Here is a 25,672-nt window from a genome sequence, read left to right on the forward strand (position 1 = left end):
TGGAATGGTGTATCAGTCTGGTGAACTCACAGGAAAGCAGAAGGCCGCAATTTTGTTGATTGCCCTTGGTCCCGATATTTCCGCCCAGGTGTTTAAACATCTACGCGAAGACGAAATTGAAAAGCTCACCTTGGAAATTGCCAATCAGCGTAAAGTTCCGCAAGAATACAAGGACCGCGTGCTGGCTGAATTCCATCAAATATGTCTAGCCAAAGAGTACATTTCTGCCGGCGGTTTAGATTATGCCAGGGAAATTTTGGAGAAAGCGCTTGGCACGGAGAAAGCCATGGCTATTATCAATCGTTTAACTTCCAGTCTGCAAATCCGTCCTTTTGACTTTGCCCGTAAAACAGATCCTGGTCAACTGCTTAACTTTATTCAAAATGAACATCCGCAGACAATTGCCTTGATAATGGCCTATCTTCAACCTGATCAGGCAGCCGCTATCCTTTCGGCGTTACCGCCAGAGCGTCAAGTTGACGTGGCGCGGCGAATTGCTACCATGGACCGTACCTCACCTGACGTTATCAGAGATGTTGAGCGCATCTTGGAAAGGAAGCTTTCTTCCCTTGTCACTCAGGATTTCACCGCTGCTGGCGGCGTGGACTCTATCGTGGAAGTTCTCAACCGGGTCGACCGGACTACGGAAAGAACTATTATCGAGAATTTAGAAGTCCAACATCCTGAACTGGCTGAAGAAATCAAGAAGCGTATGTTTGTCTTCGAGGACATTGTGATGCTTGACGACCGCGCTCTGCAATTGGTGTTGCGTGAAATTGATTCTAAAGATTTAGCACTGGCCCTCAAAGCGTCGTCTGGCGAAGTGGCGGAAAAAATCTATAAGAATATGTCCAAACGCGCTGCAGAAATGTTGCGCGAGGAAATCGAGTACATGGGACCGGTCCGCATCCGCGATGTGGAAGAGGCGCAGCAAAAAATTGTCAATGTGATTCGCCGTTTGGAAGAATCAGGTGAAATCATCGTTTCCCGCGGTAGGGGGGACGAGATTATTGTCTAAGATTATTAAATACGTGCGCGTTCAAGGCACGCCTGTAGTTATCGAGCCAGTTCATACAATTGAACAAACGGAAGTAGTGAAGGATTCGCTGGCAGGGGTTCATGACGAAATAATTGCCGATGCGGAAAAAGAAGCAGCCAGGTTGTTAAGCGAGGCAAGAAAAAATGCTGCCGCTTTGCTTAACGAGGCCCGCCAGCAGTATGAAAAATTGAAAAAAGAGGCTTTTGATCAGGGCTATCAAGCAGGATACAGTCAGGGGATGCAACAGGGGAGACAGGATATCGAGGCTGAGAGGCAGAACGCATTGCGTCAGGCAGCCGACCAAGCCGGACAGCTCCTGGCTGCTGCGCGGCGGGAATATCAGCAAACCCTGATAGATGCCGAGCGGCACATTATCGACTTGGCTTTGGCGGTGGCGCGGAAAATCTTAGCCCGCGAAATTGAGGAGAATCCAATGGTAGTTTTGCCGATTGTCCGGGCTGCTCTCGAAAAAGTACGCGACCAGGAGCAAATAACTATTCTGGTAAATCCGGAAGACTTCGAAGTAGTGCTGGAGGCCAAGCGTGACCTAGAGCTGGTGATTGGCCGCGAGCGCGCCTTGCAAATTATCGCCGACAATACCGTAGGTAGGGGCGGGTGCCTGCTCGATACTCCCTTTGGGATGGTAGATGCCCGTATTGATACACAGTTTGAAATGGTAAAAAGAGCGCTAGAGGACCTATTGCCATGAAGCTAGTCGGTTTTGAGCGCTACCTCGGCGCGGTTAAGAGCGCTGAAACAATGCGGTTGAACGGGAAAGTTACCCAAATTATTGGTTTGATTATTGAGTCGCAGGGACCGAGCGTTAATTTGGGCGAACTGTGTTACATTCATCCGCGCAGCGGCGGCAGGCCTATTCCGGCGGAGGTGGTTGGCTTTCGTCCCAACCATGTGCTGCTTATGCCGATTGGTGAGCTGGAGGGAATTGGGCCAGGGTGCAGCGTTGTATCGGCTAACCGGACTTTGAAAGTAAGAGTAGGACCGGATTTGCTCGGTCGTGTACTGGACGGTCTGGGAAATCCTATCGACGGCCGAGGCCCGGTCGCGACCGTTGCCGAGTATCCGCTTCATGCCCTGCCGCCGCCGCCGCTTAGCCGGCGGCGGATTACGGAGATACTTTCGGTAGGTGTGCGGGCCGTTGACGGATTTTTAACCTTAGGGCGCGGACAGCGGATTGGTATTATGGCGGGCAGCGGCGTAGGTAAAAGCACACTGCTAGGTATGATTGCCCGCAATACGGAAGCTGACATCAGTGTTATCGCTTTAATTGGCGAACGGGGGCGTGAAGTCCGGGAATTTATCGAGCGCGATCTCGGTGAAGACGGCTTGAAACGTTCCGTTGTTGTCGTCGCAACTTCGGACCAACCCGCGCTTGTCCGAATCAAAGGCGCTATGACGGCCACGGCTATTGCCGAGTTTTTCCGTGACCAAGGTAAAGATGTAACACTCATGATGGACTCGGTTACCCGTTTCGCAATGGCCCAGCGGGAGGTGGGCTTGACAGTAGGCGAACCCCCCGCTACCCGTGGCTATACCCCGTCGGTTTTTGCAATGCTACCCAAGCTTCTGGAGCGGTCGGGGACTGGTGATAAAGGGTCAATAACAGGTATTTATACGGTGCTGGCTGATGGCGATGATATGAATGAACCAATTGCCGACGCGGTGCGTAGCATTCTTGACGGTCATATCGTTTTGTCCCGCGATTTGGCATCACAAAACCATTATCCGGCTATCGATGTTTTAGCCAGCGTAAGCCGTGTCATGCTGGATATCGTCAGTAAGGAGCATTGGCAGGCCGCGCAGAAGCTTCGCTCAATCTTGGCCACATACCGTGAAGCCGAAGATTTGATTAATATTGGCGCATACGCCGCCGGCAGCAATCCCAGGATAGACCAGGCGGTAAGGCTAATTGAAGGTGTGCGACGATTTCTCCGGCAGGATGTCCATGAGATGGCCGACCTTACCAATACGCTTGCCTGGCTGCATGACTTGGCACAGCAGGCTTAAAGGGTGGATAAAGAGTGCAGAAGTTTCGTTTTCGTCTGGCAACGCTCCTAAAAATGCGCCATATGGAAGAAGAACAGGCCCAACTTCGACTGGCGGAAGCGATGCAACAGAGCTTTAATGAACAAGAAAAACTGCGCCGGTTGACAGGCAAATTTGCTGACAATATTAACGCCCTCCAGTCAAGTCAACTGGCCTGTCCTACAATTGCCCAGCTTAAGATTGCCTATAATTATCTCGATAAACTTAAAGAAGAGATAGCACGGCAAAAAAAACAAGTTAACTATGCCGAACAATGCTGCCGCCAGCGACAGAAGGATCTTGAGCAGGCTGTTCAGGCCCGCAAGGTGGTTGAAAAACTCCATGAAAAACGGCGGCGGGAATACTTGAGCAAGCTTGGCCGGGAAGAACAAAAACTACTGGACGAAATGGGCGCTTTGTTTGTTGCCCGTAAGCAATGAGGTTTGACATGGAAGGTATTAGCAGAGTTACCCAGCGCATTGCGACAATAGAACAGCGGTTTGCTTCTCCTTCGCATTTGGCCAAGAGTAATTTTGCGGCAACGTTTGCTGCTGCCAAAAACCAATCGCCCCAGCCGGGGGCAGGCGTTAACACGTCAAGCGAAATTGCCCAAATGGTTCACGCGGCTGCTCGCCGGCATGGCTTAGATCCTAATTTGGCGTTAGCCGTAGCCCAGGCCGAATCGGGCCTATCGCCGCTTGTTGTGTCTGACGCCGGGGCAGTCGGTGTTATGCAGCTTATGCCGGAAACGGCAAAACGGTTAGGGGTGCGCAACATTTACGATCCCTGGGACAATATTGACGGCGGTGTGCGCTATCTGAAGGATATGTTGAATACTTTCAATGGCGACGTCACTAAAGCTATTGCTGCTTATAACGCCGGACCGGCGGCAGTTGCCCGTTATGGTGGTATTCCGCCTTATGCCGAAACCCAGAGGTATGTGGCGAAAGTGCTGGGTTTTTACGGCCAGAGTATCTAATGAGGAGTAGCGTTGGCAATGGCAGGAAAAATCAAAGGAAATGTTGCTTCTACTCCCCCAAAAGCTAAATCTGGCGGTTTCTTTAAAATACTGCTGATACTCTTGGTAACACTTATTTTGGCCGGAGGGGCTTTTGTACTTGGTGCCTACCTAAATTTTATAGATCTTGATAAACTGGCGGACGATTGGAAAGTGTATGATAAACCGGTAATCGGGCGCTTTTTCCAAAAACCGCAACCATTTGCACCGCCTGTACCGGACACGGAAGCATCCGCGTTGCTGCCACCGGTTCAGCCGGCGCCGCCCTCACCATCTGTTATGGTTCCAACTGATAGCCGACCACCTACAGTCGCAGAAGAAGCGGCAGAAAAAAGCAAGAAAGCGCGCCAAGCGGAGGAGGCTAAACGCGTCAGCAAACTTGCTCGTCTTTACACTAGTATGAAACCTGAAGAAGCTGTTGCCATTCTTAATCAATTGGACGACGGCATGGTTTTGGCTATTTTAAATAAAATGGAAGAGGACCAGGCAGCAAAAATACTTGCAGCATTTGATGCCAGGCGCGCGGCCCGTCTTACCGAGGCAATGCTGAAGGCGAAACCGGATATTTAGTTTTTTATCAACACGCTTGAAAGGAGGTGAATAATTTGGACATAATGATGGCCTTACAAAATATGAGCAGCGAAACAACTGTAGTGGGAGTTCAGCCGCGCGAAATTAAAAACGCAGCCGGACAAATAGGAATGGCGCTTGATTTCGCGGCGATCTTTGGCGAGATGGTGAATTTTCAGCCAATTTCCGCGGACAGCAGGGTGGAAAAACAGGAGCAGAAGCAAGGCGAGTTAATGCCTGCCATATCGTCATTGGCGCAGGGCGCGGCCCCAATAGTAATGCCGTGGGTATTTTTAGTGCTGCCGTCGTCGTTGCCGGTTGAAGAACAATTTAACCGTGTATTTGGAACGGCTACTGCTATTGACGCGGGGATTCAGCCTGTCTCGCCAGGTCAGCAGGCATCGATTGCGCTAGAGTCAGTCAACAGGCCACTTTTGTCGCAAAATGGTACAATAACCCCCACTTTGCTGAATGCCACCGCACTGACCAAGGCCGTTGACGTTACCTTTCCGGCAAGCTTAATCCAAACTGAAACGGTTACGGTTCAAGGCGCAACGCAGCAAATAACTGCCAATACTACTGACTTAAGCACCTATGCCGCGGACATGCAAAGTGGGAAAAAATTCCAATACATCCCAATTCAACCTTTGGACATGAAAAAGTCATCACAGGAATGGCCTGCTACCGGCAAGGGGAACGAGCCGACCGATGCTCTTTTACAGGCTGCGGGAGATAATATAATGCCTGTACCGGGTGAACTACCGGACGATTTATCGAGAGCCGTGCAACTGGCAGCCGCGACGGACAGTGATGTTGGGAAAGTGGTTTTACGCGAATTTAACGGCGAGCCAGTAGTACAAAAACAGGCTCAACTATTGCTGTCGGCAGCAAGACCGGAGCGCGCCGATAACCCTGCCAGTGTTTTTGTCGGCATGATTGATCATTTAAACACTTCTCCTGCTGCTCCTTTTACGTCCTCTGGTAATTCAGCTCCGCCAGCCCATGTCATTCACGATCCCTATAAAGTAGTAGAACAAGTAGTAGCTCAGGCTCGTCTCCGCATGCGGCCCGACAACTCCGAAATGGTTATTCATTTGAAGCCCGAGCATCTTGGGGAGCTAACTTTAAAGGTGTCGGTAGAAAACGGAGGGGCGGTTACGGCTAGTTTTCACAGCAATAATCCCGAAGTCCGCAGTATTATCGAGGCTTCGTTGCCTGAACTAAAACAAGAACTCATCAACCAAGGCCTGAAGGTGGAATATGTAGGCGTTTACACCGGGCTTAGTCAGTCTTTTATGAATGATCAACGTGACCAGCGCCAGCATATTTTCACAAAGTCCGGTTTACGAAAAACAATGCGTCAGCTTTCGGAGGTCGCCGCTATGGAAACTCACGGGGCACATTATGTGGTTCCTGCCGTTTCCGGCGTTGACTACCGAGTATAGGAGGGAAGGCAAAAGTGACATCTGTCAGTAGTGCGACCGCAGTCAGTAGTGCTACGGATGAAAGCGTTTCGTCGGTTAAGAAAAACGACCAATTGGGCAAAAATGATTTTTTAAAACTGCTGGTAGCGCAACTCAGGTATCAGGATCCTATGAACCCGATGGAAGACAAGGAGTTTATTGCGCAAATGGCGCAATTTTCCAGCTTGGAACAAATGCAGAACCTCAACTCTACCATGTTTATTACGCAGGCTATGGGTTTAATAGGTAAGACGGTCCGGTGGCAGGATGAAAATGGCATCGAACAGGCCGGTACTGTTCGCGCCGTTAAAATTAGCGACGGACAGCCTTATATAGTTGTGGGCGATGCTACCGTTAAATTGAGTAAAATTCAAGTGGTAGAAGAGAGCGCAAAAGGAGGTGCATGATGGCCGATAACCGCATTTATTATCCGCAGCGACCCATTGGGCCGCTTAATCCACCGGCGCCAACACCGGAAAAACAGTCGACGGCTCCTGTTCATGCCGGTCCAAGTTTCAGCCAGGTGCTGGACCAACATTTAACAGGTATCAAATTCTCGCAGCATGCTCTCCAGCGGTTGCAGAGCCGCAATATCCAGCTAAATCAGGCCGAGCTGGCCAAATTAAATAGTGCGGTAGAAAAGGCAGCGCAGAAAGGAGCCAAAGAATCACTCATCTTGATGGATAATCTTGCTTTGGTTGTAAGTATTCGGAATAAGACAGTGATTACCGCAATTGATGGCGCGAGTATGAAAGAAAACGTTTTTACCAATATTGACAGCGCCGTCATCGTATAGGGCTGGACCTCCATGAGGAAGCCCGTAGGCTGGCGAATGACTGAGACAGCCGCTAAAATTTATTACTCTAACATTTATGGTGGGAGGTCATATCACAATGATGCGTTCATTGTTTGCCGGCGTTTCTGGATTAAGAAATCACCAGACCAGAATGGACGTTATCGGTAACAATATTGCCAATGTCAACACCATTGGTTTTAAGGCTGGCCGCGTAAATTTTCAAGACATATTAAGCCAGACCATGCAGGGAGCTTCGTCGGGAATCGGCAACCAAGGCGGTACTAACCCCATTCAAGTTGGCTTAGGGATGAGTATTGCCAGTATTGATACCATTTTTACCGACGGCAGCTTCCAGCCGACGGGCAAGCAGACCGACCTATCGATTCAAGGGAAAGGCTTCTTTGTTTTATCCCCTGATGGCGGTAAGACGGAAGTATTTACCCGGGCAGGTAATTTTGACTTCGATAGATTGGGCAATTTTATTGTGCCGGGCACGGGTTATAAAGTTGTCGGCTGGAAAGCCGATAGTACCGGCAATATCGATACCGACCCATCCAAACGGACGACCATTGATATTCCTGTCGGTACCCAAATGCCTGCTCAGGCTACAAAGGCGATTACTTTTGCCAATAATTTAAGTGCTGAAGCGGCTACCGGTACCATAGTGAAAGCAAGTTATGATATCTATGACAATGTGGGCAAACGCTATACGTTGGCCGTGGAGTTTACAAAAACAGGCGATACCACCTGGGATTATACTGTTACTGATGGCAACGGTTATACAGTGGACTCGGCTTCCGCCAACGGCACCCTTACTTTTGATGCAAATACCGGCAAATTGACAGCGCCTGCAGCGCCGCCGACAATCACCATCGATTATACGACTCCGGCCCAAACAGTGAGCGGTATCCAATTAAAATTTGACCAAATTACCCAATACGGCGGCGATACTACGCTACAAATCGTTGATCAGGACGGTTATCCTCCCGGTAGTCTCGAAGGTGTTACCATTGACCCCAATGGTGTAATCGTTGGCCGTTTTAGTAATGGCAAAACAAGAAACCTGGCGCAGGTTGCCTTGGCGACGTTCAATAACCCGGCCGGTTTAACCAAAATAGGCGATAGTTTGTACGCCGTTTCCAGCAACTCCGGAACGGCAGAGATCGGCGTTACCGGCAGCGGCGGCCGAGGCAAACTTAACCCTGGTACATTGGAAATGTCCAATGTTGATTTAGCCCAGGAATTTAGTAATATGATCATCACCCAGCGCGGTTTTCAGGCCAATTCGAAGATTATTTCCGTTACGGACGAAATGCTGCAAGAACTGGCAAATCTCAAGCGCTAACATAATAGGGGGGGTTCTTCCCCCCTTAAGTTAGAACAACGGGGGCGGCAAATTTGATCAAATTAACGAGGTTCAAGAGCGGTAATCATGAATTTGTGCTTAATGCGGATTTAATCGAAACCGTGGAAGAAACACCGGATACGGTGATTACGCTAACTACCGGTAAAAAGCTGATTGTGGAAGAGTCGATGAATGAAGTGGTGCGCAGGGTAATGGAGTATCGTCGGGCTATTAATCGGAATTTCCGCTAACGAGGTGCAAGTATGGATTTAATGACAATTCTTGGCCTGGCATTGGGCTTGGCGGCGCTGCTCCTGTCCGTCGTCCTGGAGGGTGGCCATATTACCAGTTTGTTTAGTTTACCGGCTTTTGTACTGGTTTTTGGCGGTACTATTGGCGCAACGGCCATCTGCTTCACCCTGGAAGAGTTAAAAAGTGTTCCTGCTTTGCTGCGCATTGCGTTCAAAGAAGAAAAATATGATACCGAGCAGCTGATTGCTATGATGGTAGGCTTTGCCGAAAAGGCGCGGCGGGAAGGACTGCTAGCCTTGGAGGAAGATTTGGCCGGTATTGAGGATAAATTTTTACAGAAGGGGATGCAGTTAGTTATCGACGGTACGGATGCTGAACTGGTGCGCAGCATCATGGAAACCGAACTGACGTTTATTCAGGAACGGCATCATAAAGCAGCCAGTATTTTTGAAACAGCAGGAGGCTATGCGCCCACTATGGGCATAATCGGGACGGTTATGGGACTGGTCCATGTGTTGGGAAATCTTACCGATACCGAGTCTTTAGGGCCGGCAATAGCCACCGCCTTTATTGCTACGCTATACGGGGTTGCCAGCGCCAATATCTTTTTCCTGCCTGTTGGCGCTAAACTAAAAAACCGCAGCTCTCGCCAAATTCTGTTTCATGAGGTGACGCTAGAAGGCATACTGTCAGTACAGGCGGGCGATAACCCGCGAATTGTGGCGGAAAAACTTGCAGCCTTTTTAGCGCCCAAACAGCGGGATTTGATGAAACCGGATAAAGGCGAAGAGTAGTAGGAGAGTGTTTTTCCGTGGCAGAGAATGGAAAAAAGTTTCCGCTGTTTATAATTATTGCCCTGATTGTTGCTGGGCTTGTATTAGCCGGCGGTGTGTCTTATTATATTGCGACTAAAGTAATAGCTAGCCAAACAATGGAAAAGAAACAGGCCCGCGAACCGGGCACATTTATCAAACTTGGCGATCCCAAAGAAGGCTTGATTTTAAACATAGGTGGCGTAAATAGCGGCCGGTATCTGAAAATTGGCATCATCCTTGAAGTCAAACCGGACAAGAAAGCGCCTTCCAAAGAAGGAAAAACCCCGGCGCCTGATGAAATAAAAATGCTGGATACAGCCATTTTTGTTTTACGTTCGCAAAAGGTTGAAGATTTTGAGCCTGCCAAACAGGAAGCGCTGAAAGAACTGCTTAAAAATGAGATTAACAAAGCGCTGGGCGAGGAGCGGGTACTCGACGTATATATTACTAACTTTGTTCTCCAGTAATTCGGCTTGTTATTCATAAGGAAAGAAGGGTGCGAAGGGAGGGTGAAGAATGGCTGGGTCTGACGTTTTGTCCCAGGCGGAGATCGATGAGCTTTTATCAGCATTGTCCACTGGCATGGTGTCCGCCGAAGAGATCAAAAGTGAACAAAAAGAGCGCAAAATTAAAGTATACGACTTTAAACGTCCCGATAAATTTTCTAAGGATCAAATTCGTACTCTTTACATGCTTCATGAAAACTTTGCCCGGCTTATCAACACTTATCTCTCCGCCCATCTGCGGACGCTTGTTCACATAAACGTTGCCTCGGTTGACCAGTTGACATATGAGGAGTTTATCCGGTCGCTGCCTAATCCGAGTGTTATTAGTATTTTTCAAATGCCTCCGCTTAAGGGCAATGTTATTTTAGAATTGAACCCTAATATCGTGTTTGCTATTATTGATCGTCTTTTTGGCGGCACCGGTGTGGCGCCAGTTAAAACGCGGCCGCTGACCGATATTGAGGAAGCTATTGTCCGCCGGGTTTTGACCAAAATGCTGGAAGGGTTTCAGGAAGCGTGGAAACAGGTGGTGGTCGTTGAGCCGCGTATTGGCGCGATTGAGACCAATCCGCAGTTTACCCAAATTGTACCGCCCAACGACATGGTCGTTATCATTACTTTGCAGGCTAAAATTGGTCAGGCCGAAGGGCTTATCAATGTTTGCATTCCTTATCTGGTTCTTGAACCAATCATGTCAAAATTGACGACGACCTTCTGGGTAGCTTCGGGGGGAACCAAACAAGCTACCCAAGAAAATATAACCACTTTGCAACGGAAACTGCAGCGCACGTCTGTACCGGTTATTGTTGAATTGGGACGGGCTACGGTAACGGTGCAGGATCTCTTAGACCTTGCCGTTGGCGATGTACTACAGCTCGAAAGCCGCTTTGACGGCGAACTCAGCGTTATCATCGGCCAACGAGAAAAGTTCAAAGGTAAGCCTGGGCTTGTTGGCGGAAAGATTGCCGTGCAAATCACCGAAGTTATGTTGAAAGGAGATGAAAATGATGAGTGATGGTATTTTGTCCCAAGAAGAAATTGACGCCCTGCTACGCGGCGAGCAAATTACATCTCCTGTCGCACCTGAACTTGACGATATGGCAAAAGACGCTCTTGGAGAAATCGGTAACATTTGCATGGGCAGTGCTGCTACAACCCTGTCTATTCTGCTGGGAAAGCGTGTTTCGATTACGACCCCTCGCGTTTCCGTCTCAACTTTAAACGAGATCAAGCGGCAGTACCCGTTACCGTACTTAGTAATTGAGGTTTTTTATTCCCACGGTATTTTAGGTACTAACCTGTTGGCTATCCGCAAACAAGATGCGCTAATTATCGCTGACCTCATGATGGGTGGCGATGGTTCAAACCCGCCGGCCGAGCTCAACGATTTGTACATGAGTGCCGTTTCCGAAGCGATGAATCAGATGATGGGTTCTACCGCTACATCTATGTCTACCGTCTTTAAAAAGAAAATTGATATCTCGCCGCCGCAAGTAAATGTCTTTGACTTTAGTACAGAGGGGAATATTAGTGCAATGGCGGCTGGCAACGAACCCATTGTGAGCGTATCTTTCCGGATGGAAGTAGAAGGTTTAATTGATAGCGAAATTATGCAAATTATTCCAATTAATGTTGCCAAAGAGATGGTTGAAAGTCTGATGGCTGCTGTGCAACCTTCAGGGACAACTGCACCGGTACCGCCCAAGGTTGCAGCTCCTACGGCTCAGTCGGTGACGGCACCGGCTAGGGAGACTAATTTAGCGCAGGCGCAACAAGCGGCAGCAGTACCCAAAACGCATCAACCACTTTCCAATGTTACCGTTCAACCAGTGCAGTTCGCTCCATTGAAGCCGAGTGCACCAGTCGCTGGTGATACCAATATTAGTCTTATTATGGATGTACCTTTGCAAGTTACCGTGGAACTCGGACGTACACGGAAACTTATCCGGGAAATTTTAGAATTAGGTCCCGGTTCCGTGGTGGAACTAGATAAACTTGCCGGAGAGCCGGTCGACATCCTGGTAAACGGTAAGCTCATAGCCAAGGGGGAAGTAGTAGTAATTGATGAAAATTTCGGCGTTAGAATTACGGACATTGTCAGTCCGCTTGAACGGGCGAACAATTTACAGTAGCAGTTTAGATATATGAAGATAGGAGAGGGTTATTGATGGCTGCCAAAATCTTAATTGTTGATGATGCTGCCTTTATGCGAATGATGATTAAAGACATATTAACAAAAAACGGCTACCAAGTAGTCGGCGAAGCCGAAAACGGTCTTAAAGCCATTGAAAAATATCAGGAGCTGCGTCCGGATCTTACCACTATGGACATTACTATGCCGGAGATGGACGGGATTACTGCCGTTAAAGAAATTAAAAAGATTGACCCTGCTGCGAAAATTATTATGTGCAGCGCCATGGGACAGCAAGCCATGGTCATTGAAGCCATTCAGTCGGGCGCCCGTGACTTTATTGTCAAACCATTTCAGCCTGACCGGGTACTGGAGGCTGTGCGCAAAGCCGTCGGTTGATATATATGGTTAAATTAAATAACTCTTGTGCTGTTTTTCTTATCCTAATCTTGATTGTTTTGGCTGTTGGCGGTCAGGCATGGGCCCAGGAGCCTGACGGGGAGTTTCTAAAATACAAAGCTCCTGATCCGCCGTCTACGTCTGTTCTTTCTACTTTGGCCTATGTATTCTCTCTAATTGTTGTTTTTTTAGTGGTAATTGCTTTGGCGTATTTTACTTCCTGGTTTTTAGGGCAAAAATTTGGCGGGTATGCGGTAGCAGGGGATCACAAAATTCTTGCTACCTTACCGCTTGGGCCTGGCAAGGCGGTCTATGTGGTAGACATTGCCGGAAAAGTCCTAGTTTTGGGGGTTACCGATCACTCCATTAACCTCCTCCAGGAAATTACTTCGGCCGAGGATATCGAAAAGCTGCGTTCGCGTCCGGGCGTTGCTGGCTCAGATGGTTTTAACCTTGTGCTTCGGCGGCAAATGGCAGCATTACAACAAATGTCGGGCAAATTTCCCGTAGTTTTTGGCAGTGACCGGCTAAGCCAGTCAGACGAAAAGACGAAAAAGTGAGCGAGAACAGGAAGAGGTAGTAAGGTGGTACAAAAGGGGACAATCATGCTTTTCATGGTGATGGTGGCGTGGCTGTTGTTAATGGCGCCGGCACAGGCAGCGCCGCTTATTCCGGTACCCAATGTTAATATTGGCGTAACTCCCGCCGAAAACCCCAAGGATGTTGCCCTTAGTCTGCAGGTTCTGTTTACACTGACAGTTCTGTCATTGGCACCATCCATTTTAATTATGATGACATCCTTTACCAGGATTATCATTGTCCTGTCTTTCCTGCGGAGCGCTCTTGCCACTCAGCAGACGCCGCCCAACCAGGTTTTAGTTGGTTTGGCGTTATTTTTGACTTTTTACACCATGTCCCCTTATTGGGATCAAATTAACCAAAACGCTCTCCAACCCTATCTGACGGGTGCAATTTCCCAGGATACGGCTATGAACGAAGCAATGAAGCCGTTGCGCCAATTTATGTTAAAACAGACCAGGGAGAACGATCTAGCCTTATTTGTTAATCTTTCCGAAGGACCGCGGCCTAATTCGCCGGAAGACATTACAACTTCTACCCTTATTCCTGCTTTTATCATCAGCGAACTGAAAACAGCCTTTCAAATTGGCTTTTTAATATATATCCCGTTTATCGTTATTGACATGGTAGTTGCCAGCACCCTTATGTCGATGGGGATGATGATGGTGCCGCCTGTTATGATCTCGTTGCCGTTTAAACTTTTGTTGTTTATTCTGGTAGACGGGTGGCATTTAATTATCCGCTCGTTAATTACGAGTTTCAATTAGGAGGGAGGAGCTATGTCAGGCGACTTGGCTATTCAAATCGGGCGTGACGCCTTATCAATGGTAATGCTGGTATCGGCTCCCATGCTGGGATTGGGACTTTTGGCCGGTATCATTATCAGTATATTTCAGGCTACAACCCAAATCCAGGAACAGACACTCAGTTTCATTCCCAAGATAATCGCCGTATTTGCAGCCATTATCCTGTTTGGTCCCTGGATGCTAAGTCTAATGGTTGACTATACGCGACAAATTTTCATAAACTTGCCGCACTTAATCCGGTAGCAAGGTGGGCTGTAGTTGGACGTTCTTACAATAATACAATCTCAGCTCGGCTTTTTTTTATTAATCTTTACCCGAATAACCGGTATTTTGATAACTGCCCCCGTTTTAGGCAGTCGCAATATTCCCGTTTATGCTAAAGCTGGTTTTGCCCTTATTCTTAGTTATATTTTGGCTCCAATTGTTATACAGCGCAATCTCGCTATTGTCCCCGAACAAATTTGGGCTTTTGTTTTTCTGGTTATAGGCGAATTGCTGCTCGGTCTTAGTCTCGGTTATATCAGTTCCATGATATTTTATGCTGTACAAATGGCCGGACAATTATTGGACGTGCAAATCGGCTTTGGGATAGTAAACATCCTTGATCCGCAGTCAGGCCAGCAGTTGCCGCTAATTGGCAACTTTAAATATATTCTTTCCCTTCTGGTCTTTTTAGCCACAAACGGCCATCATATCCTCCTGTCCGCTTTATTTACTAGCTTCAAAATAGTTCCCGTCGGCGCGGTGGTTTTTCGCCCGCATTTGACAGACTTGATCGTTGACATCACTTTTAATGTTTTGATTATTGCTTTAAAAATTAGTTTACCTATACTAGCGGCTATATTCTTAACCGATATAGCCATGGGCATTTTAGCCCGGATTATGCCGCAAATGAATATCTTTGTCGTGGGCGTGCCTGGCAAAATTATCGTTGGTATTTTTATTCTCGCTTTGACCTTGCCTTTTTATATCACTTTACTGGAGGTAGGGTTTAGTGCAATGTATAAGGACGTTTACCGCCTCCTGCTCACATTATCCTAGCAGTACTGTTTTTATATTCGATATACAGCGATTTAACCAAGAAAAAACAGAAGAAGCAACGCCAAAGCGACGGGAGGAAGCCCGTAAAAAGGGGCAAGTGGCTAAGAGCGTTGAGCTTGGTTCAGCCCTATGCCTATTGGCTGCCTTTTTCGCCCTTAAACTGACTGGTCCATATATTTATGAACAACTAACCGGCTACATGCAATTTCTTTTTTCGCGCTTTACGACGGAGGATATGACCATCACGTCGGCCTACCGCTTTTTTCTCGATTTGGTGCTTGTCTTTCTTAAAACAGTTTTACCCATAATGCTGGTAATTCTAGCCGTATCCCTAACAGTTAATTTTTTGCAAGTCGGGTTTACGTTTTCGCTCGAGCCGCTGATGCCGCAGCTTAGCCGAATAAACCCGGCGGCAGGGCTGCAGCGGCTCTTTTCAAAGCGAGCGCTTGTTGAACTTGTTAAGTCTTTACTCAAGGTTGCCATTGTTAGCTATTTTATTTACCAATTTATTATCGAAGAAACGCTGAACGTTGCTTACCTATCGAGGCTTGATCTCAGGGATGCCTTTTCGGCGATTGCCGCTTTGACGCTTGATTTGGCTTTCCGGATTGGCGCCGTTATTCTTGTCTTGGCCATTTTAGATTACTATTATCAGTGGTGGGAACATAACCAAAATCTGAAGATGACCAAGCAGGAAGTGAAGGAGGAATTTAAGCAAACAGAAGGCAATCCGCAGATTAAGGGCAAAATCAAGGAACGGCAGCGTGCCTTGGCTATGCGGCGAATGATGCAGGAGGTTCCCAAGGCCGATGTAGTGGTAACCAACCCGACCCACTTTGCAATAGCCTTGCTCTACGAAAAAGCCATGACTGCACCAATGGTAATTGCCAAGGGGCAAGACTTTATGGCAGAAAAAATTAAACTTATAGCTAAAGAAAATGGCGTAGCCGTCGTGGAAAACAAGCCGCTGGCGCGCGCGTTGTATGATAGCGTTGAAATTGGCGAAACTGTGCCACCCGAACTATATCAAGCAGTTGCCGAAGTTCTTGCCTATGTTTATCGGCTGAAAAAACGCCTGTCCTAAGTTAGGAGGAGCGGAAAGGTTGATTACGCAGACACCCTTGGCTAATTTTCTTAAGTATAGTGACGTATTAATAGCTATTGGCATTGTAACGATCGTTGTAATGATGATTATTCCCTTACCGGCCTTTTTATTGGATATACTGCTGGCTTTTAACATCACCTTCGCGTTGATCATTGTCATGGTCGCTATCTACAATGTCGAGGCCCTGCAGTTTTCCGTCTTTCCGTCTTTATTGTTGATCACGACCCTATTCCGTTTGGCCCTCAACGTTTCTTCAACCAGGTTGATTTTGCTTGACGGTTATGCCGGTGAGGTAATTACGGCTTTTGGCAATTTTGTAGTAGGCGGCAATCCAGTCGTTGGGTTCATTGTTTTTGTCATTTTAATTATTATTCAGTTTATTGTTATTACTAAAGGGGCAGAACGAGTAGCGGAAGTAGCTGCCCGTTTTACCTTGGACGCTATGCCGGGAAAGCAAATGAGTATTGACGCTGATCTTAATGCCGGACTTATCACTGATGCTGAAGCCCGGCAACGCCGAAAGAACATTCAGCGGGAAGCCGATTTTTATGGCGCGATGGATGGCGCTAGCAAATTCGTAAAGGGTGATGCTATTGCCGCCATCATCATTATTATCGTCAATATCATTGGCGGTTTTGTTATTGGTATGGTGCAGCGCAATCTAAGCGTCGTACAGGCGCTGGAAACTTATACACTGCTTACGGTTGGCGAAGGCTTAGTCAACCAGATCCCGGCGTTATTAATTTCTACCGCGACGGGCATTGTCGTCACCCGGGCCGCATCGGAAGCGAATCTTGGCCAGGACATTGCCAGCCAGATTATGACCAATCCGCGCGTTTTTTTCTTGGCCAGTGGTGTCTTGGCCCTGTTAGGTCTTGTTCCCGGCTTGCCTGGTGTGCCTTTTTTCATTCTCAGTGTTTTTGCCGCGGGAATTGCCTATGTTTTGCATAATACGGTAAAAACAGCAGCGCAGCTTGAGGTGTCACGGCAGGAACAAAAGGAGATGGAGGAAGTCCGCAAGCCGGAAAACCTTGTTTCTTTGCTGCAGGTTGATCCCATGGAACTAGAGATTGGCTATAGCCTTATTCCAATAGTTGATGTCAGTCAGGGTGGTGACCTGCTTGATCGCGTAGTGATGATTCGTCGCCAATGTGCCTTGGAGCTAGGACTTATTGTGCCGACTATTCGCATCCGCGACAATATTCAGTTAAAACCCAATGCCTATGTCATAAAATTAAGAGGTATTGAAATAGCAAAGGGCGAATTGTTACTTGATCACTATTTGGCGATGAATCCTGGTACGGTCTATGAAGAAGTGCCGGGAATCGAAACAGTGGAACCCGCTTTCGGTCTCCCAGCCTTATGGATTCAGGAAACGGTACGTGAACAGGCTGAACTCGCCGGCTATACTGTTGTTGATCCGGTGTCGGTTTTGGCCACGCATCTTACCGAAGTAATTAAGACTCATGCTGCCGAAATTCTTGGCCGTCAGGAAGTACAGACCCTAATTGATGCTGTAAAACAGACTAATCCGGTACTTGTGGAAGAGATTGTACCTAATTTACTATCCTTGGGTGAAATTCAGAAAGTGCTGGCTAATTTATTGCGAGAGCGTCTGTCCATCCGCGATATGGTTACAATTCTGGAAACTCTGGCCGATTACGCGCCGCTAACGAAGGATACGGAGCTTCTAACCGAGTATGTGCGACACGCTTTGGCAAGGCAAATAACTCGCCAGTACGCACCAAATAATAATTTGACCTGCCTTACCGTCGATCCTCAACTGGAAAACATGATTACTGGTGCGGTGCAGCGGACGGAGCAGGGAACTTATGTAGCCCTTGAACCGCATATTGTACAGGCGGTAATTAACAGCTTGACTAATGAACTGCCTAAACTTACTGGACTTGGCTTCCTTCCCATTGTTTTGACTAGTCCTTCTGCCAGACTTTATTTCCGGAAACTGACAGAACGCGTGGCGCCTAATCTTACCGTTTTATCATATGCAGAATTAGAACCAAAGATTGAGGTGCAAGCACTTGGGGTGGTGAAGGTATAATTGAAAGTTAAACTCTACACAGCTAGCACGATAAATGACGCCATGGCGCAGGTTAAAAGCGACCTGGGACGCGACGCCGTTATCTTGCATACGCGCAAATTTCGCAAGGGCGGTTTTTTAGGCTTTTTCGGCAAAGAAATGGTCGAAGTAATGGCTGCTGTGGACACACCACCTGTAGGGTCTGCCGCTTTGGCTAAACCGACGCTTGTGCGGCCTTCAGTCGAGGATGAGGCTAAGGTTGCATCAATGCAGCTTGAATTGGCAAATATGCGCAAGCTGTTGGAACAGCTTGTTAGTAAGATACCGCAGCAGGAGCAACGGCTTTCCTCTTTGTATCAGCTCCTTGTAAAAAACGATGTCGAACCAGACATCGCCCGCAATCTTGTTCAAGGGCTTCCTGACGATAATTCTATTATCGGTGCTGCATCACCCATTGTGCGCCAGCTTTTATTCGACCGCCTATGCAATTATTTCCAAAAGGTCGAGGGTATCACCATTCCGCAAAATGGGACAAAAGTAGTGGCCCTCATTGGTCCGACCGGAGTAGGCAAGACGACGACGATAGCCAAACTGGCCGCTAATTTTGCGCTACGTGACGGCTATAAAGTTGCTTTAATTACAGCCGATACTTACCGGATTGCGGCAGTAGAACAGTTAAAGACTTATGCCGACATCATCGGTATTCCCATAGAGATTGTTTATACTCCTGATGAAATGAAAGCCGCTTTATACCGTCACCGGGACAAACATTTGGTATTGATTGATACGGCTGGACGCAGTCCCAACAACCAGTATCAGTTGGCGGAACTTCAGGCTCTCCTTTCCGTAGATCCTTATATTGATACGCATCTGGTTCTCAGTACCACAACAAAATACAAGGATGCGCTGGAACTGGTCAAGAAGTTTAGTGTGTGTTCGCCGCAAAAATTTCTTTTTACTAAAATTGACGAGGCCAGTAATCTGGGTACGGTTCTCAACTTGCTTTATCAGTTTCCAACAAAACTGTCTTATGTAACTAGTGGCCAAAACGTACCAGATGATATCGAGCTCGCTAACCCCAGTAAATTAGTAAATTTAATTTTGAGGGATTAGTATGTATGACCAAGCCGAAAAGTTGCGACAAATGGTACAAAGTGCCCATAGTTCAACCAAAAGGCCGATTTTAAAGCAGCTTGACCGGCCGGCACGGGTTATTACTGTTACCAGTGGTAAAGGCGGGGTAGGGAAGACTAATTTTACGGTAAACTTAGCACTGGCGTTTGCTAGTCTTGGGCAAAAGGTCGTTATAATCGATGCTGACCTTGGCATGGCCAACGTTGACATTGTATTGGGTAGCTCATCCCCTTACAATATATTGCATTTGCTTAACGAAGGACTTAATATCTATGACATTGTTGCTGAAGGACCGTGGGGCATTAAATTTTTGTCCGGCGGCTCAGGGATTTATCAGCTTGCTAATTTAAGCGGTGACCAACTTAGCCGTATTGTCAGTCAAATCACATTATTTGACAGTTGGGCGGACCTGGTCTTAATTGATACGGGCGCCGGCTTAAGCCGTAACGTTCTCAATTTTGTTATGGCCGCGGATGAAGTAATTATTATCACAACACCGGAGCCGACAGCGATTACCGATGCCTATGCCATGATAAAAGCTTATGCTAGCCACCAAGGGACGGCGCCGCTTAAATTGGTCATAAATCGCGTCGCCAATAAGGAAGAAGGAGACATGGCCATAAATAAACTTGCTAAGGTGACGCAACGGTTTCTTGGAATTTCTTTTACCAGCCTAGGCTTGGTTTATGAAGACCGCAATATGATTAATGCGGTGAAATTGCAAAAACCGCTTATGCTTTCTTACCCTGACACCATATCGGCCCGGTGTATTGAACATATTGCTCAGCGGCTCCTTTGTGGGGAAAATACTCCTCGGCCGCGGGGCATCAAAGCTTTCTTCAGTAAGTTTTTAGAAATGATGTGGTAACAGTATCCGGCAAAGGAGGTAATCTTTATACAGCACAGTATCTTAAAGATTAACCAACGTCTGGAAGTTATGCTTGCTAATGGCGACAAAGCCGAGCGCTACTCCAGCCGGATTGAGGAAGTGACAGATGAATACTTGATCATTGCCATGCCCATGAGCAAGGGATACCCAGTCTTTTTGTCCCTTGGCGATAATCTTCATGTCAGAATAGTCGACAATGGTACAGCTTACCAATTTACTTGCACCTTGGTTAGTAAAAAATTGCATCCTTTACCGGTATGGGTTGTGACCCGGCCTCGCGAAATAATAAAAGTTCAGCAGCGATCCTTTGTGCGGGTACGCACAGCGTTACCGGTGGAAATCAGTATATTCGACAATGAAACCGCGCAGTTCTCAAATTCATTCCAAGCGTGTAGCCGTGACCTTAGCGGCGGCGGAATCCAGCTCGTAAGTAAAGAAGCTTTAGATTTAGGAATGAAGGTACAGCTTGCTTTTGAACTTCCGGAAGCCGGCCTAATTGTTGTTAATGGGGAAGTTGTACGTATTGAAAAGCCCCACCATGACCGCGACATATTTTGGATTGGCATAAAATTTTTGGATTTAGCGGAACGGGAACGCAGCAAAATAATCCGCTACATATTTAAAAAACAGCTTGAAGACCGCCGTAAAGGACTATAACTTTTGACTGGTGGGATATTTTGTGATCAAAGTTTTAATTGTAGACGATTCAGCCTTTATGCGTAAATTATTGTCCGATCTTTTTGCTGGCGAAAGAGACTTTACGGTTATAGATACAGCTCGTAATGGTAAAGACGCTGTCGAAAAGGTAATAAAACTACGGCCTGATGTTGTTACACTCGACGTCGAAATGCCAGTAATGGATGGACTTAAGGCTTTAGAAGCCATTATGCGCGAGTCGCCTACCCCTGTTGTCATGGTCAGTAGTCTGACGCGGGCTGGGGCAGAAGCTACCCTGCGGGCACTGGAACTCGGGGCCGTTGATTTCATTGCGAAAACAGCCGGACCGATCGCCAGTATTGACGCGATTAAACAGGAATTAGTAGCAAAGTGCCGGGCGGCGGCACGTTCTAATTTCAACCAACTACTGCTTAAGCGCCTGCAGCCTATGGCTGTTACTGCCCCTAAGCCGCTTTCCATACCACAGTCGCCGGCAGGGGGGAGTGAAAAGGTAGTTGCTATTGGCGCTTCAACGGGTGGACCGCGCGCTTTACAAGAGATTATTACGAAGTTACCGGCTAATTTTCCCTGTGGCGTTGTTATCGTTCAGCATATGCCTCCCGGATTTACTCGGTCGCTTGCCGAAAGGCTTAACTCATTGTCATCGATCAGAGTGAAAGAGGCAGAACATAATGATTTTATCCAGCCTGGGACGGCGTTTATTGCTCCAGGCGATTATCATATGACATTGGAACGTGAGGGGGGCCGGACGCTTGTTAAATTAAACCAGACCCCGCCTCTTTCCGGCCATCGTCCTTCGGTCGACCCTTTGTTCGAAACAGTGGCCCGAATATACGGAGCCCAAGCCGTCGGTGTCCTCCTAACCGGGATGGGACACGACGGGGCGAAAGGGATGCAAGCTATTAAAAACAGTAATGGGTATACAATTGCCGAAGACCAGTCTACGGCCGTGGTTTTTGGCATGCCAAAATCGGCAATCGAGCTTGGCGTAGTCGATAAGATACTGCCACTTAATGCCATTGCCGCAGAAGTTATCAAAGCGGTAACCCAATAAACGGAGGTGCGGACTGTGGACACTAGCCAGTATATGGGCGTATTCTTAGAAGAAACGCGCGAACATTTGCAAACTCTGAACCGTTGTCTTCTTGAACTTGAACAAGACCCGGGCAATTTAGCCGTCCTTGATGAGATATTTCGCAGCGCCCATACGATAAAGGGTATGTCTGCGACCATGGGTTTTACAGCTATTGCCGAGTTAACTCATGAAATGGAGAATATTCTGGATTTACTGCGCAAGTCTGTACTAAAGGCAAATAGCGAGATTATTGATGCCTTGTTCAAGTGTGTGGACAATCTAGAACAGTTGGTAGAGCAAGTGGCAGTGAGCGATGAAACTAATCTGGATATTAAGCCGTTGGTCGCAACACTTACCGCCCTCGCCAAGGGAGAAACGTCTACCGACAGCAAGGCGCCCTCTTCGGTTGCCGCAAGACCAGTGCCGGCAATTGATTTAAATGATACAGAGACCCAAATAATTCAAGCTGCAAATAGCCAAGGGCTGCGCGCTTATGCGGTGCAGGTCCGGCTACGAGAGGGATGCCTGCTGAAGTCAGCTAGGGCCTATATGGTTATGAGCACCCTTGATACATTGGGTGATGTAATAAAAAGTATTCCTCCGGCTGAGGAACTGGAAAAAGAAAATTTCGATTTGAGCTTTCAGGCGGTAATAATTTCTGATGCCGAACCTGATAAAATAAAACAATCGTTGCTTTCCATTGCCGAAATCGAGAGTGTTAATGTTATCCTTTGCGAAGCGGCGCCTAGACTAGAGAAGGCCGCGGCTGTTGCAGGACCGGGTGATGCCGAGTCGAAGCGGCTAGGCGGCAAACACCATGAAGAAACGGAAAAAACTGCAATTCCTGGGCTTAATAGTACTGTTGATAAGAAAGTCAAAGGCGGGCAGTCCGTTCGGGTTGATATTGAAAAACTTGATACTCTTTTAAATTTAGTAGGCGAACTTGTTATAAACAAAACCCGCTTGGAACAAATCGGCATTACCCATCGTCTACCAGATTTGGTTGAAACAATTGAGCAGATGGATCGTGTTACTACTGATCTCCAAGCGGTTGTCATGAAGGTAAGAATGGTACCTGTCGGACAAGTTTTTAATCGGTTTCCGCGCATGATACGCGATTTATCGCGGGAACTAAATAAAGAAGTGAACTTAATTATCCAAGGCGAAGAGACTGAATTGGACCGAACTGTAATTGATGAGATTGGCGACCCGCTTGTTCACCTCCTGCGCAACGCAATCGACCATGGTATAGAAAGCCCCGAGGAACGGGAGGCGAAAGGCAAGAATCCGGTTGGGGAAATTCGCCTTATCGCTCGTCACGAAGGCAACAACGTTATTATTGTAGTTGAAGACGATGGAAGGGGGATCAACCCCGAGACAGTTAAGCAGAAAGCGGTGCAAAAGGGGCTTATTTCCCAAGCAGAAGCAGATAAAATGGATGTTGCCGAAGCCATTCGCTTAATTTTTCTCCCTGGTTTTTCAACGGCGGACAACATTACCGACTTATCCGGACGGGGCGTCGGCATGGATGCCGTGAAGACAAAGATTGAGTCGCTTGGCGGGATGGTAGATGTAGAAACTAAGGTCAATGAAGGAAGTAAGTTTAAAATCCGCTTGCCGTTGACATTAGCCATTATTCAGGCGCTATTAGTTAAGGTCGGGGAAGAGATTTACGCAATTCCGCTAAGTTCCATCGACAGTACCATCAAGGTGGGGCCAGCGGATATCAAAACAATCCAAAACCACGAAGTTATTCTGCTACGGGGCCAGATTATTCCTATAGTGCGGCTTGCCAAAGTGTTGAATGTGCCGGAAACTGGCCGGAAAAACCAGGAAGAACTGTTTGTGGTCATTATCCACATGGGAGAACAGCGCGCTGGTGTTGTCGTTGATACTCTAATCGGTCAGCAGGAGATTGTCATTAAGTCACTAGGTAAGCTATTGGCAGGTATTAAAGTTATCGCCGGCGCAACCATTCTTGGCAACGGACAGGTGGCCCTCATCCTGGACGTTGGCTCATTAATGTAGCGGGGGTGGGAGAAAAAATGCACGAGAATGGTTTCGACAATGATGTTCAATTGGTAGTTTTTAGACTCGGACAAGAAGAATACGGCATTAGTATCCTCCAGGTCCAGGAGATAAAACGAATGACCGATATTACCCGTGTTCCGCACACCCCTGATTATATTACTGGCGTCATTAATTTGCGGGGCAGCGTATTGCCGGTCATTGACCTAAAGAAACGGCTAGGTCTTCAACCTCAGCCGTTTACGGACGATACGCGTATCATAATTGTCAAAGTTGAAGATCTTTCAGCCGGGATGATTGTAGACGCCGTTTCCGAAGTTTTAACAATCGGCAGGGATAATATTGAGCCCCCTCAGACTGCTATTGGCACGGTTGGTGCGAGTTATTTAAGCGGAGTAGGCAAGCTCGATAACCGACTGTTAATACTATTGAATCTAGATGCCATTATCGGGCTGGGACAAGAACCGGCACGGCAAGGCCGAGAATAGGGGTGGAAGTTTTGTCGGAAGAAATTTTAAAACTATCGGCGCTGCAGCTAGATGCTTTACGCGAAATTGGCAACGTCGGGGCTGGTAATGCTGCTACCGCGTTATCACAGATAATTAATCGCAAAATTGATATGACTGTTCCACAGGTGGCTATATTACCCTTAGGTGAAGTCCCTGAGGTTGTTGGCGGGCCTGATGCTATGGTTGCCGGCGTATATCTCCGCGTTTTTGGTCCGGCTCCGGGAAGTATACTTTTTCTTTTACCGCGTGATAGTGCCTTTAGTCTTGTCGACATGGTTATGGGGCGTAGTCCCGGGACAACGACGGCGCTTACGGCCATGGACGAATCCGCCCTTATGGAAATAGGCAATATTCTTGCCGGTGCCTATTTAAACGCTCTGTCATATTTTACCCGCCTTACGCTGCTGCCGTCCATTCCGGCCTTGGCGATGGATATGGCCGGTGCAATTCTTAGCGTTGTTTTAATTCAGCTCGGCCAGATGGGCGATCATGCATTGGTGATTGAAACAGAATTTGCCACAGAAGCCGATGGAGTCAAGGGTCACTTTTTCCTCATCCCTGATCCTGGTTCGCTTGCTACGATTTTGGCAGCAATAGGGGTGAAGGAATAATGGGCGAACTCATTAAGGTCGGCATGGCAGACTACAAGGTCGGCAAAAGCCCAGCCAGCCTAATTAGTTACGGCTTGGGATCTTGCGTGGGGATCGCTCTCTATGACCCGGTTACAAAAGTAGGTGGTCTGGCTCATATTATGCTGCCTGATAGCAAACAGGCTCGTTCGGCGGAAAACCCGGCCAAATTTGCCGATACGGCACTGCCGCTTATGCTGGATGAAATGCTAAAAATAGGAGCAGCAAAAAACCGCGTTGTAGCTAAGATTGCCGGCGGTGCCCAGATGTTCACTTTTACCAATACTACTGACATTATGCGGGTAGGAGAGCGAAACAGCGAGGCAGTCAAGTCAGTTCTCAGGAAAATGGATATTTGCATTATCGCAGAGGATACGGGCGGTAATTATGGACGAACAGTGGAACTGAAGCTTGATACGGGTGTATTTCGGGTTAAAACGATTGATAAAGGCGAGAAGGAACTCTAGAACGGGGGGACAGAGTGCTGAAAGTGCGGCTAAGTTTAATAATGGCTGGCATTGCCGGTGCACTGACATTGTTGTTCAGCTTTTTAAATGATGCTCGCCCCTTGACCCTTCTTTATCGCTCTGCCATATCGGCTTTTATATTTGGTCTTATTGGTTTTGCCCTGGGGCAAGCCAGCCAAAATATCCTAAACCGTTTCAAGCAAGAGCTTAAGACCAAAGGCCAAAATGTCGATATTATTAGTGAGGCACCAGCTGGTGTGTCATTCAGTCCTTTGACCCCCGACATGGTCGAACGGGTTGTTCGCCCTGATTAATGT

At 47.6% G+C, this 25,672-nt stretch carries 31 protein-coding genes; all 31 read left to right on the forward strand.

From position 1 onward, the window contains the following. Positions 1-4: 4 nt before the first annotated feature. The 31 genes from fliG (at position 5) to BLQ99_RS06940 (ending at position 25,669) form a co-directional block, all read left to right on the forward strand. Positions 5-1,018 carry a flagellar motor switch protein FliG gene (gene fliG, locus BLQ99_RS06790; RefSeq protein ID WP_171904620.1) on the forward strand — a complete coding sequence of 338 codons (1,014 nt, stop codon included), beginning with the start codon at positions 5-7 and terminating at the stop codon, positions 1,016-1,018. Continuing rightward, complete coding sequence (gene fliH / locus BLQ99_RS06795; protein ID WP_093689415.1) at positions 1,011-1,748, forward strand: flagellar assembly protein FliH; 738 nt, start codon at positions 1,011-1,013, stop codon at positions 1,746-1,748. Before fliG ends, fliH begins: the two co-directional genes overlap by 8 nt. Further along, positions 1,745-3,064, forward strand: coding sequence for a flagellar protein export ATPase FliI (fliI, locus tag BLQ99_RS06800; protein WP_093689417.1), 1,320 nt, complete (start codon positions 1,745-1,747; stop codon positions 3,062-3,064). Before fliH ends, fliI begins: the two co-directional genes overlap by 4 nt. A 14-nt stretch (positions 3,065-3,078) precedes the next feature. Then, positions 3,079-3,522 (forward strand): flagellar export protein FliJ, encoded by a 444-nt coding sequence (gene fliJ / locus BLQ99_RS06805; protein WP_093689419.1) that lies wholly within the window; start codon positions 3,079-3,081, stop codon positions 3,520-3,522. Positions 3,523-3,530: 8 nt separating this feature from the next. After that, the gene (locus BLQ99_RS06810) at positions 3,531-4,061 is read left to right on the forward strand and encodes a lytic transglycosylase domain-containing protein (protein WP_093689420.1); all 531 of its coding nucleotides are present in this window, start codon (positions 3,531-3,533) and stop codon (positions 4,059-4,061) included. An 18-nt stretch (positions 4,062-4,079) separates the two neighbouring features. After that, positions 4,080-4,670 (forward strand): MotE family protein, encoded by a 591-nt coding sequence (locus BLQ99_RS06815; protein ID WP_093689421.1) that lies wholly within the window; start codon positions 4,080-4,082, stop codon positions 4,668-4,670. Between the two features lie 44 nt (positions 4,671-4,714). Further along, positions 4,715-6,115, forward strand: coding sequence for a flagellar hook-length control protein FliK (locus tag BLQ99_RS06820; RefSeq protein WP_245690330.1), 1,401 nt, complete (start codon positions 4,715-4,717; stop codon positions 6,113-6,115). 14 nt (positions 6,116-6,129) lie between these two features. Further along, positions 6,130-6,540, forward strand: coding sequence for a flagellar hook assembly protein FlgD (gene flgD, locus BLQ99_RS06825; protein ID WP_093689423.1), 411 nt, complete (start codon positions 6,130-6,132; stop codon positions 6,538-6,540). Further along, on the forward strand, positions 6,540-6,929 hold the full coding sequence (locus tag BLQ99_RS06830) for a TIGR02530 family flagellar biosynthesis protein (RefSeq protein WP_093689425.1): 390 nt from the start codon (positions 6,540-6,542) through the stop codon (positions 6,927-6,929). The genes flgD and BLQ99_RS06830 overlap by 1 nt, the downstream gene beginning before the upstream one ends. A 97-nt stretch (positions 6,930-7,026) precedes the next feature. Continuing rightward, on the forward strand, positions 7,027-8,274 hold the full coding sequence (locus BLQ99_RS06835) for a flagellar hook protein FlgE (RefSeq protein ID WP_093689427.1): 1,248 nt from the start codon (positions 7,027-7,029) through the stop codon (positions 8,272-8,274). A 53-nt stretch (positions 8,275-8,327) separates the two neighbouring features. Further along, positions 8,328-8,525 (forward strand): flagellar FlbD family protein, encoded by a 198-nt coding sequence (locus tag BLQ99_RS06840; RefSeq protein ID WP_007288430.1) that lies wholly within the window; start codon positions 8,328-8,330, stop codon positions 8,523-8,525. A gap of 12 nt (positions 8,526-8,537) precedes the next feature. Further along, on the forward strand, positions 8,538-9,320 hold the full coding sequence (locus tag BLQ99_RS06845; protein ID WP_093689429.1) for a flagellar motor protein: 783 nt from the start codon (positions 8,538-8,540) through the stop codon (positions 9,318-9,320). Positions 9,321-9,337: 17 nt separating this feature from the next. After that, positions 9,338-9,808: a flagellar basal body-associated FliL family protein gene (locus BLQ99_RS06850; protein ID WP_093689431.1), complete on the forward strand. Its 471-nt coding sequence runs from the start codon at positions 9,338-9,340 to the stop codon at positions 9,806-9,808. A 49-nt stretch (positions 9,809-9,857) separates the two neighbouring features. Then, a complete protein-coding gene (fliM, locus tag BLQ99_RS06855) occupies positions 9,858-10,862 on the forward strand; it encodes a flagellar motor switch protein FliM (protein WP_093689433.1) in 1,005 nt (334 codons plus the stop codon). Further along, positions 10,855-11,979, forward strand: coding sequence for a flagellar motor switch phosphatase FliY (gene fliY, locus BLQ99_RS06860; RefSeq protein WP_093689435.1), 1,125 nt, complete (start codon positions 10,855-10,857; stop codon positions 11,977-11,979). Before fliM ends, fliY begins: the two co-directional genes overlap by 8 nt. 35 nt (positions 11,980-12,014) lie before the next feature. Further along, positions 12,015-12,377: a response regulator gene (locus tag BLQ99_RS06865; RefSeq protein ID WP_093689437.1), complete on the forward strand. Its 363-nt coding sequence runs from the start codon at positions 12,015-12,017 to the stop codon at positions 12,375-12,377. A gap of 5 nt (positions 12,378-12,382) precedes the next feature. Further along, positions 12,383-12,937, forward strand: a complete 555-nt coding sequence (gene fliO / locus BLQ99_RS06870) for a flagellar biosynthetic protein FliO (protein ID WP_093689439.1) — start codon at positions 12,383-12,385, stop codon at positions 12,935-12,937. Positions 12,938-12,982: 45 nt separating this feature from the next. Continuing rightward, a complete protein-coding gene (fliP, locus tag BLQ99_RS06875) occupies positions 12,983-13,723 on the forward strand; it encodes a flagellar type III secretion system pore protein FliP (RefSeq protein WP_093689441.1) in 741 nt (246 codons plus the stop codon). Between the two features lie 12 nt (positions 13,724-13,735). Further along, the gene (gene fliQ, locus BLQ99_RS06880) at positions 13,736-14,005 is read left to right on the forward strand and encodes a flagellar biosynthesis protein FliQ (RefSeq protein WP_093689443.1); all 270 of its coding nucleotides are present in this window, start codon (positions 13,736-13,738) and stop codon (positions 14,003-14,005) included. Between the two features lie 15 nt (positions 14,006-14,020). Next, positions 14,021-14,803, forward strand: a complete 783-nt coding sequence (gene fliR / locus BLQ99_RS06885; RefSeq protein ID WP_093689445.1) for a flagellar biosynthetic protein FliR — start codon at positions 14,021-14,023, stop codon at positions 14,801-14,803. Next, a complete protein-coding gene (gene flhB / locus BLQ99_RS06890; RefSeq protein ID WP_093689447.1) occupies positions 14,757-15,887 on the forward strand; it encodes a flagellar biosynthesis protein FlhB in 1,131 nt (376 codons plus the stop codon). Before fliR ends, flhB begins: the two co-directional genes overlap by 47 nt. Before the next feature lie 19 nt (positions 15,888-15,906). After that, the gene (flhA, locus tag BLQ99_RS06895) at positions 15,907-17,967 is read left to right on the forward strand and encodes a flagellar biosynthesis protein FlhA (RefSeq protein ID WP_093689449.1); all 2,061 of its coding nucleotides are present in this window, start codon (positions 15,907-15,909) and stop codon (positions 17,965-17,967) included. Continuing rightward, positions 17,968-19,059, forward strand: a complete 1,092-nt coding sequence (gene flhF, locus BLQ99_RS06900; protein WP_093689451.1) for a flagellar biosynthesis GTPase FlhF — start codon at positions 17,968-17,970, stop codon at positions 19,057-19,059. Position 19,060: 1 nt separating this feature from the next. Further along, positions 19,061-19,948, forward strand: coding sequence for a MinD/ParA family protein (locus BLQ99_RS06905; RefSeq protein ID WP_093689453.1), 888 nt, complete (start codon positions 19,061-19,063; stop codon positions 19,946-19,948). A 48-nt stretch (positions 19,949-19,996) separates the two neighbouring features. After that, entirely contained in the window at positions 19,997-20,626 is a 630-nt protein-coding gene (locus BLQ99_RS06910; RefSeq protein ID WP_281240875.1) for a flagellar brake protein, read from the forward strand. A 22-nt stretch (positions 20,627-20,648) separates the two neighbouring features. Continuing rightward, positions 20,649-21,701 (forward strand): protein-glutamate methylesterase/protein-glutamine glutaminase, encoded by a 1,053-nt coding sequence (locus BLQ99_RS06915; protein ID WP_093689457.1) that lies wholly within the window; start codon positions 20,649-20,651, stop codon positions 21,699-21,701. Positions 21,702-21,716: 15 nt separating this feature from the next. Continuing rightward, the gene (locus BLQ99_RS06920; RefSeq protein WP_171904621.1) at positions 21,717-23,750 is read left to right on the forward strand and encodes a chemotaxis protein CheA; all 2,034 of its coding nucleotides are present in this window, start codon (positions 21,717-21,719) and stop codon (positions 23,748-23,750) included. A 17-nt stretch (positions 23,751-23,767) separates the two neighbouring features. Then, a complete protein-coding gene (locus BLQ99_RS06925; protein WP_093689459.1) occupies positions 23,768-24,238 on the forward strand; it encodes a chemotaxis protein CheW in 471 nt (156 codons plus the stop codon). A gap of 11 nt (positions 24,239-24,249) precedes the next feature. Continuing rightward, positions 24,250-24,870 carry a chemotaxis protein CheC gene (locus BLQ99_RS06930; RefSeq protein WP_093689461.1) on the forward strand — a complete coding sequence of 207 codons (621 nt, stop codon included), beginning with the start codon at positions 24,250-24,252 and terminating at the stop codon, positions 24,868-24,870. Then, a complete protein-coding gene (locus BLQ99_RS06935; RefSeq protein WP_093689463.1) occupies positions 24,870-25,355 on the forward strand; it encodes a chemotaxis protein CheD in 486 nt (161 codons plus the stop codon). Before BLQ99_RS06930 ends, BLQ99_RS06935 begins: the two co-directional genes overlap by 1 nt. Positions 25,356-25,369: 14 nt before the next feature. Next, positions 25,370-25,669: a hypothetical protein gene (locus tag BLQ99_RS06940; RefSeq protein WP_093689465.1), complete on the forward strand. Its 300-nt coding sequence runs from the start codon at positions 25,370-25,372 to the stop codon at positions 25,667-25,669. Positions 25,670-25,672: the final 3 nt, after the last annotated feature.

This window comes from Sporolituus thermophilus DSM 23256 (assembly GCF_900102435.1).
In the GTDB taxonomy this organism is placed as follows: Bacteria; Bacillota; Negativicutes; order Sporomusales; family Thermosinaceae; genus Thermosinus; species Thermosinus thermophilus.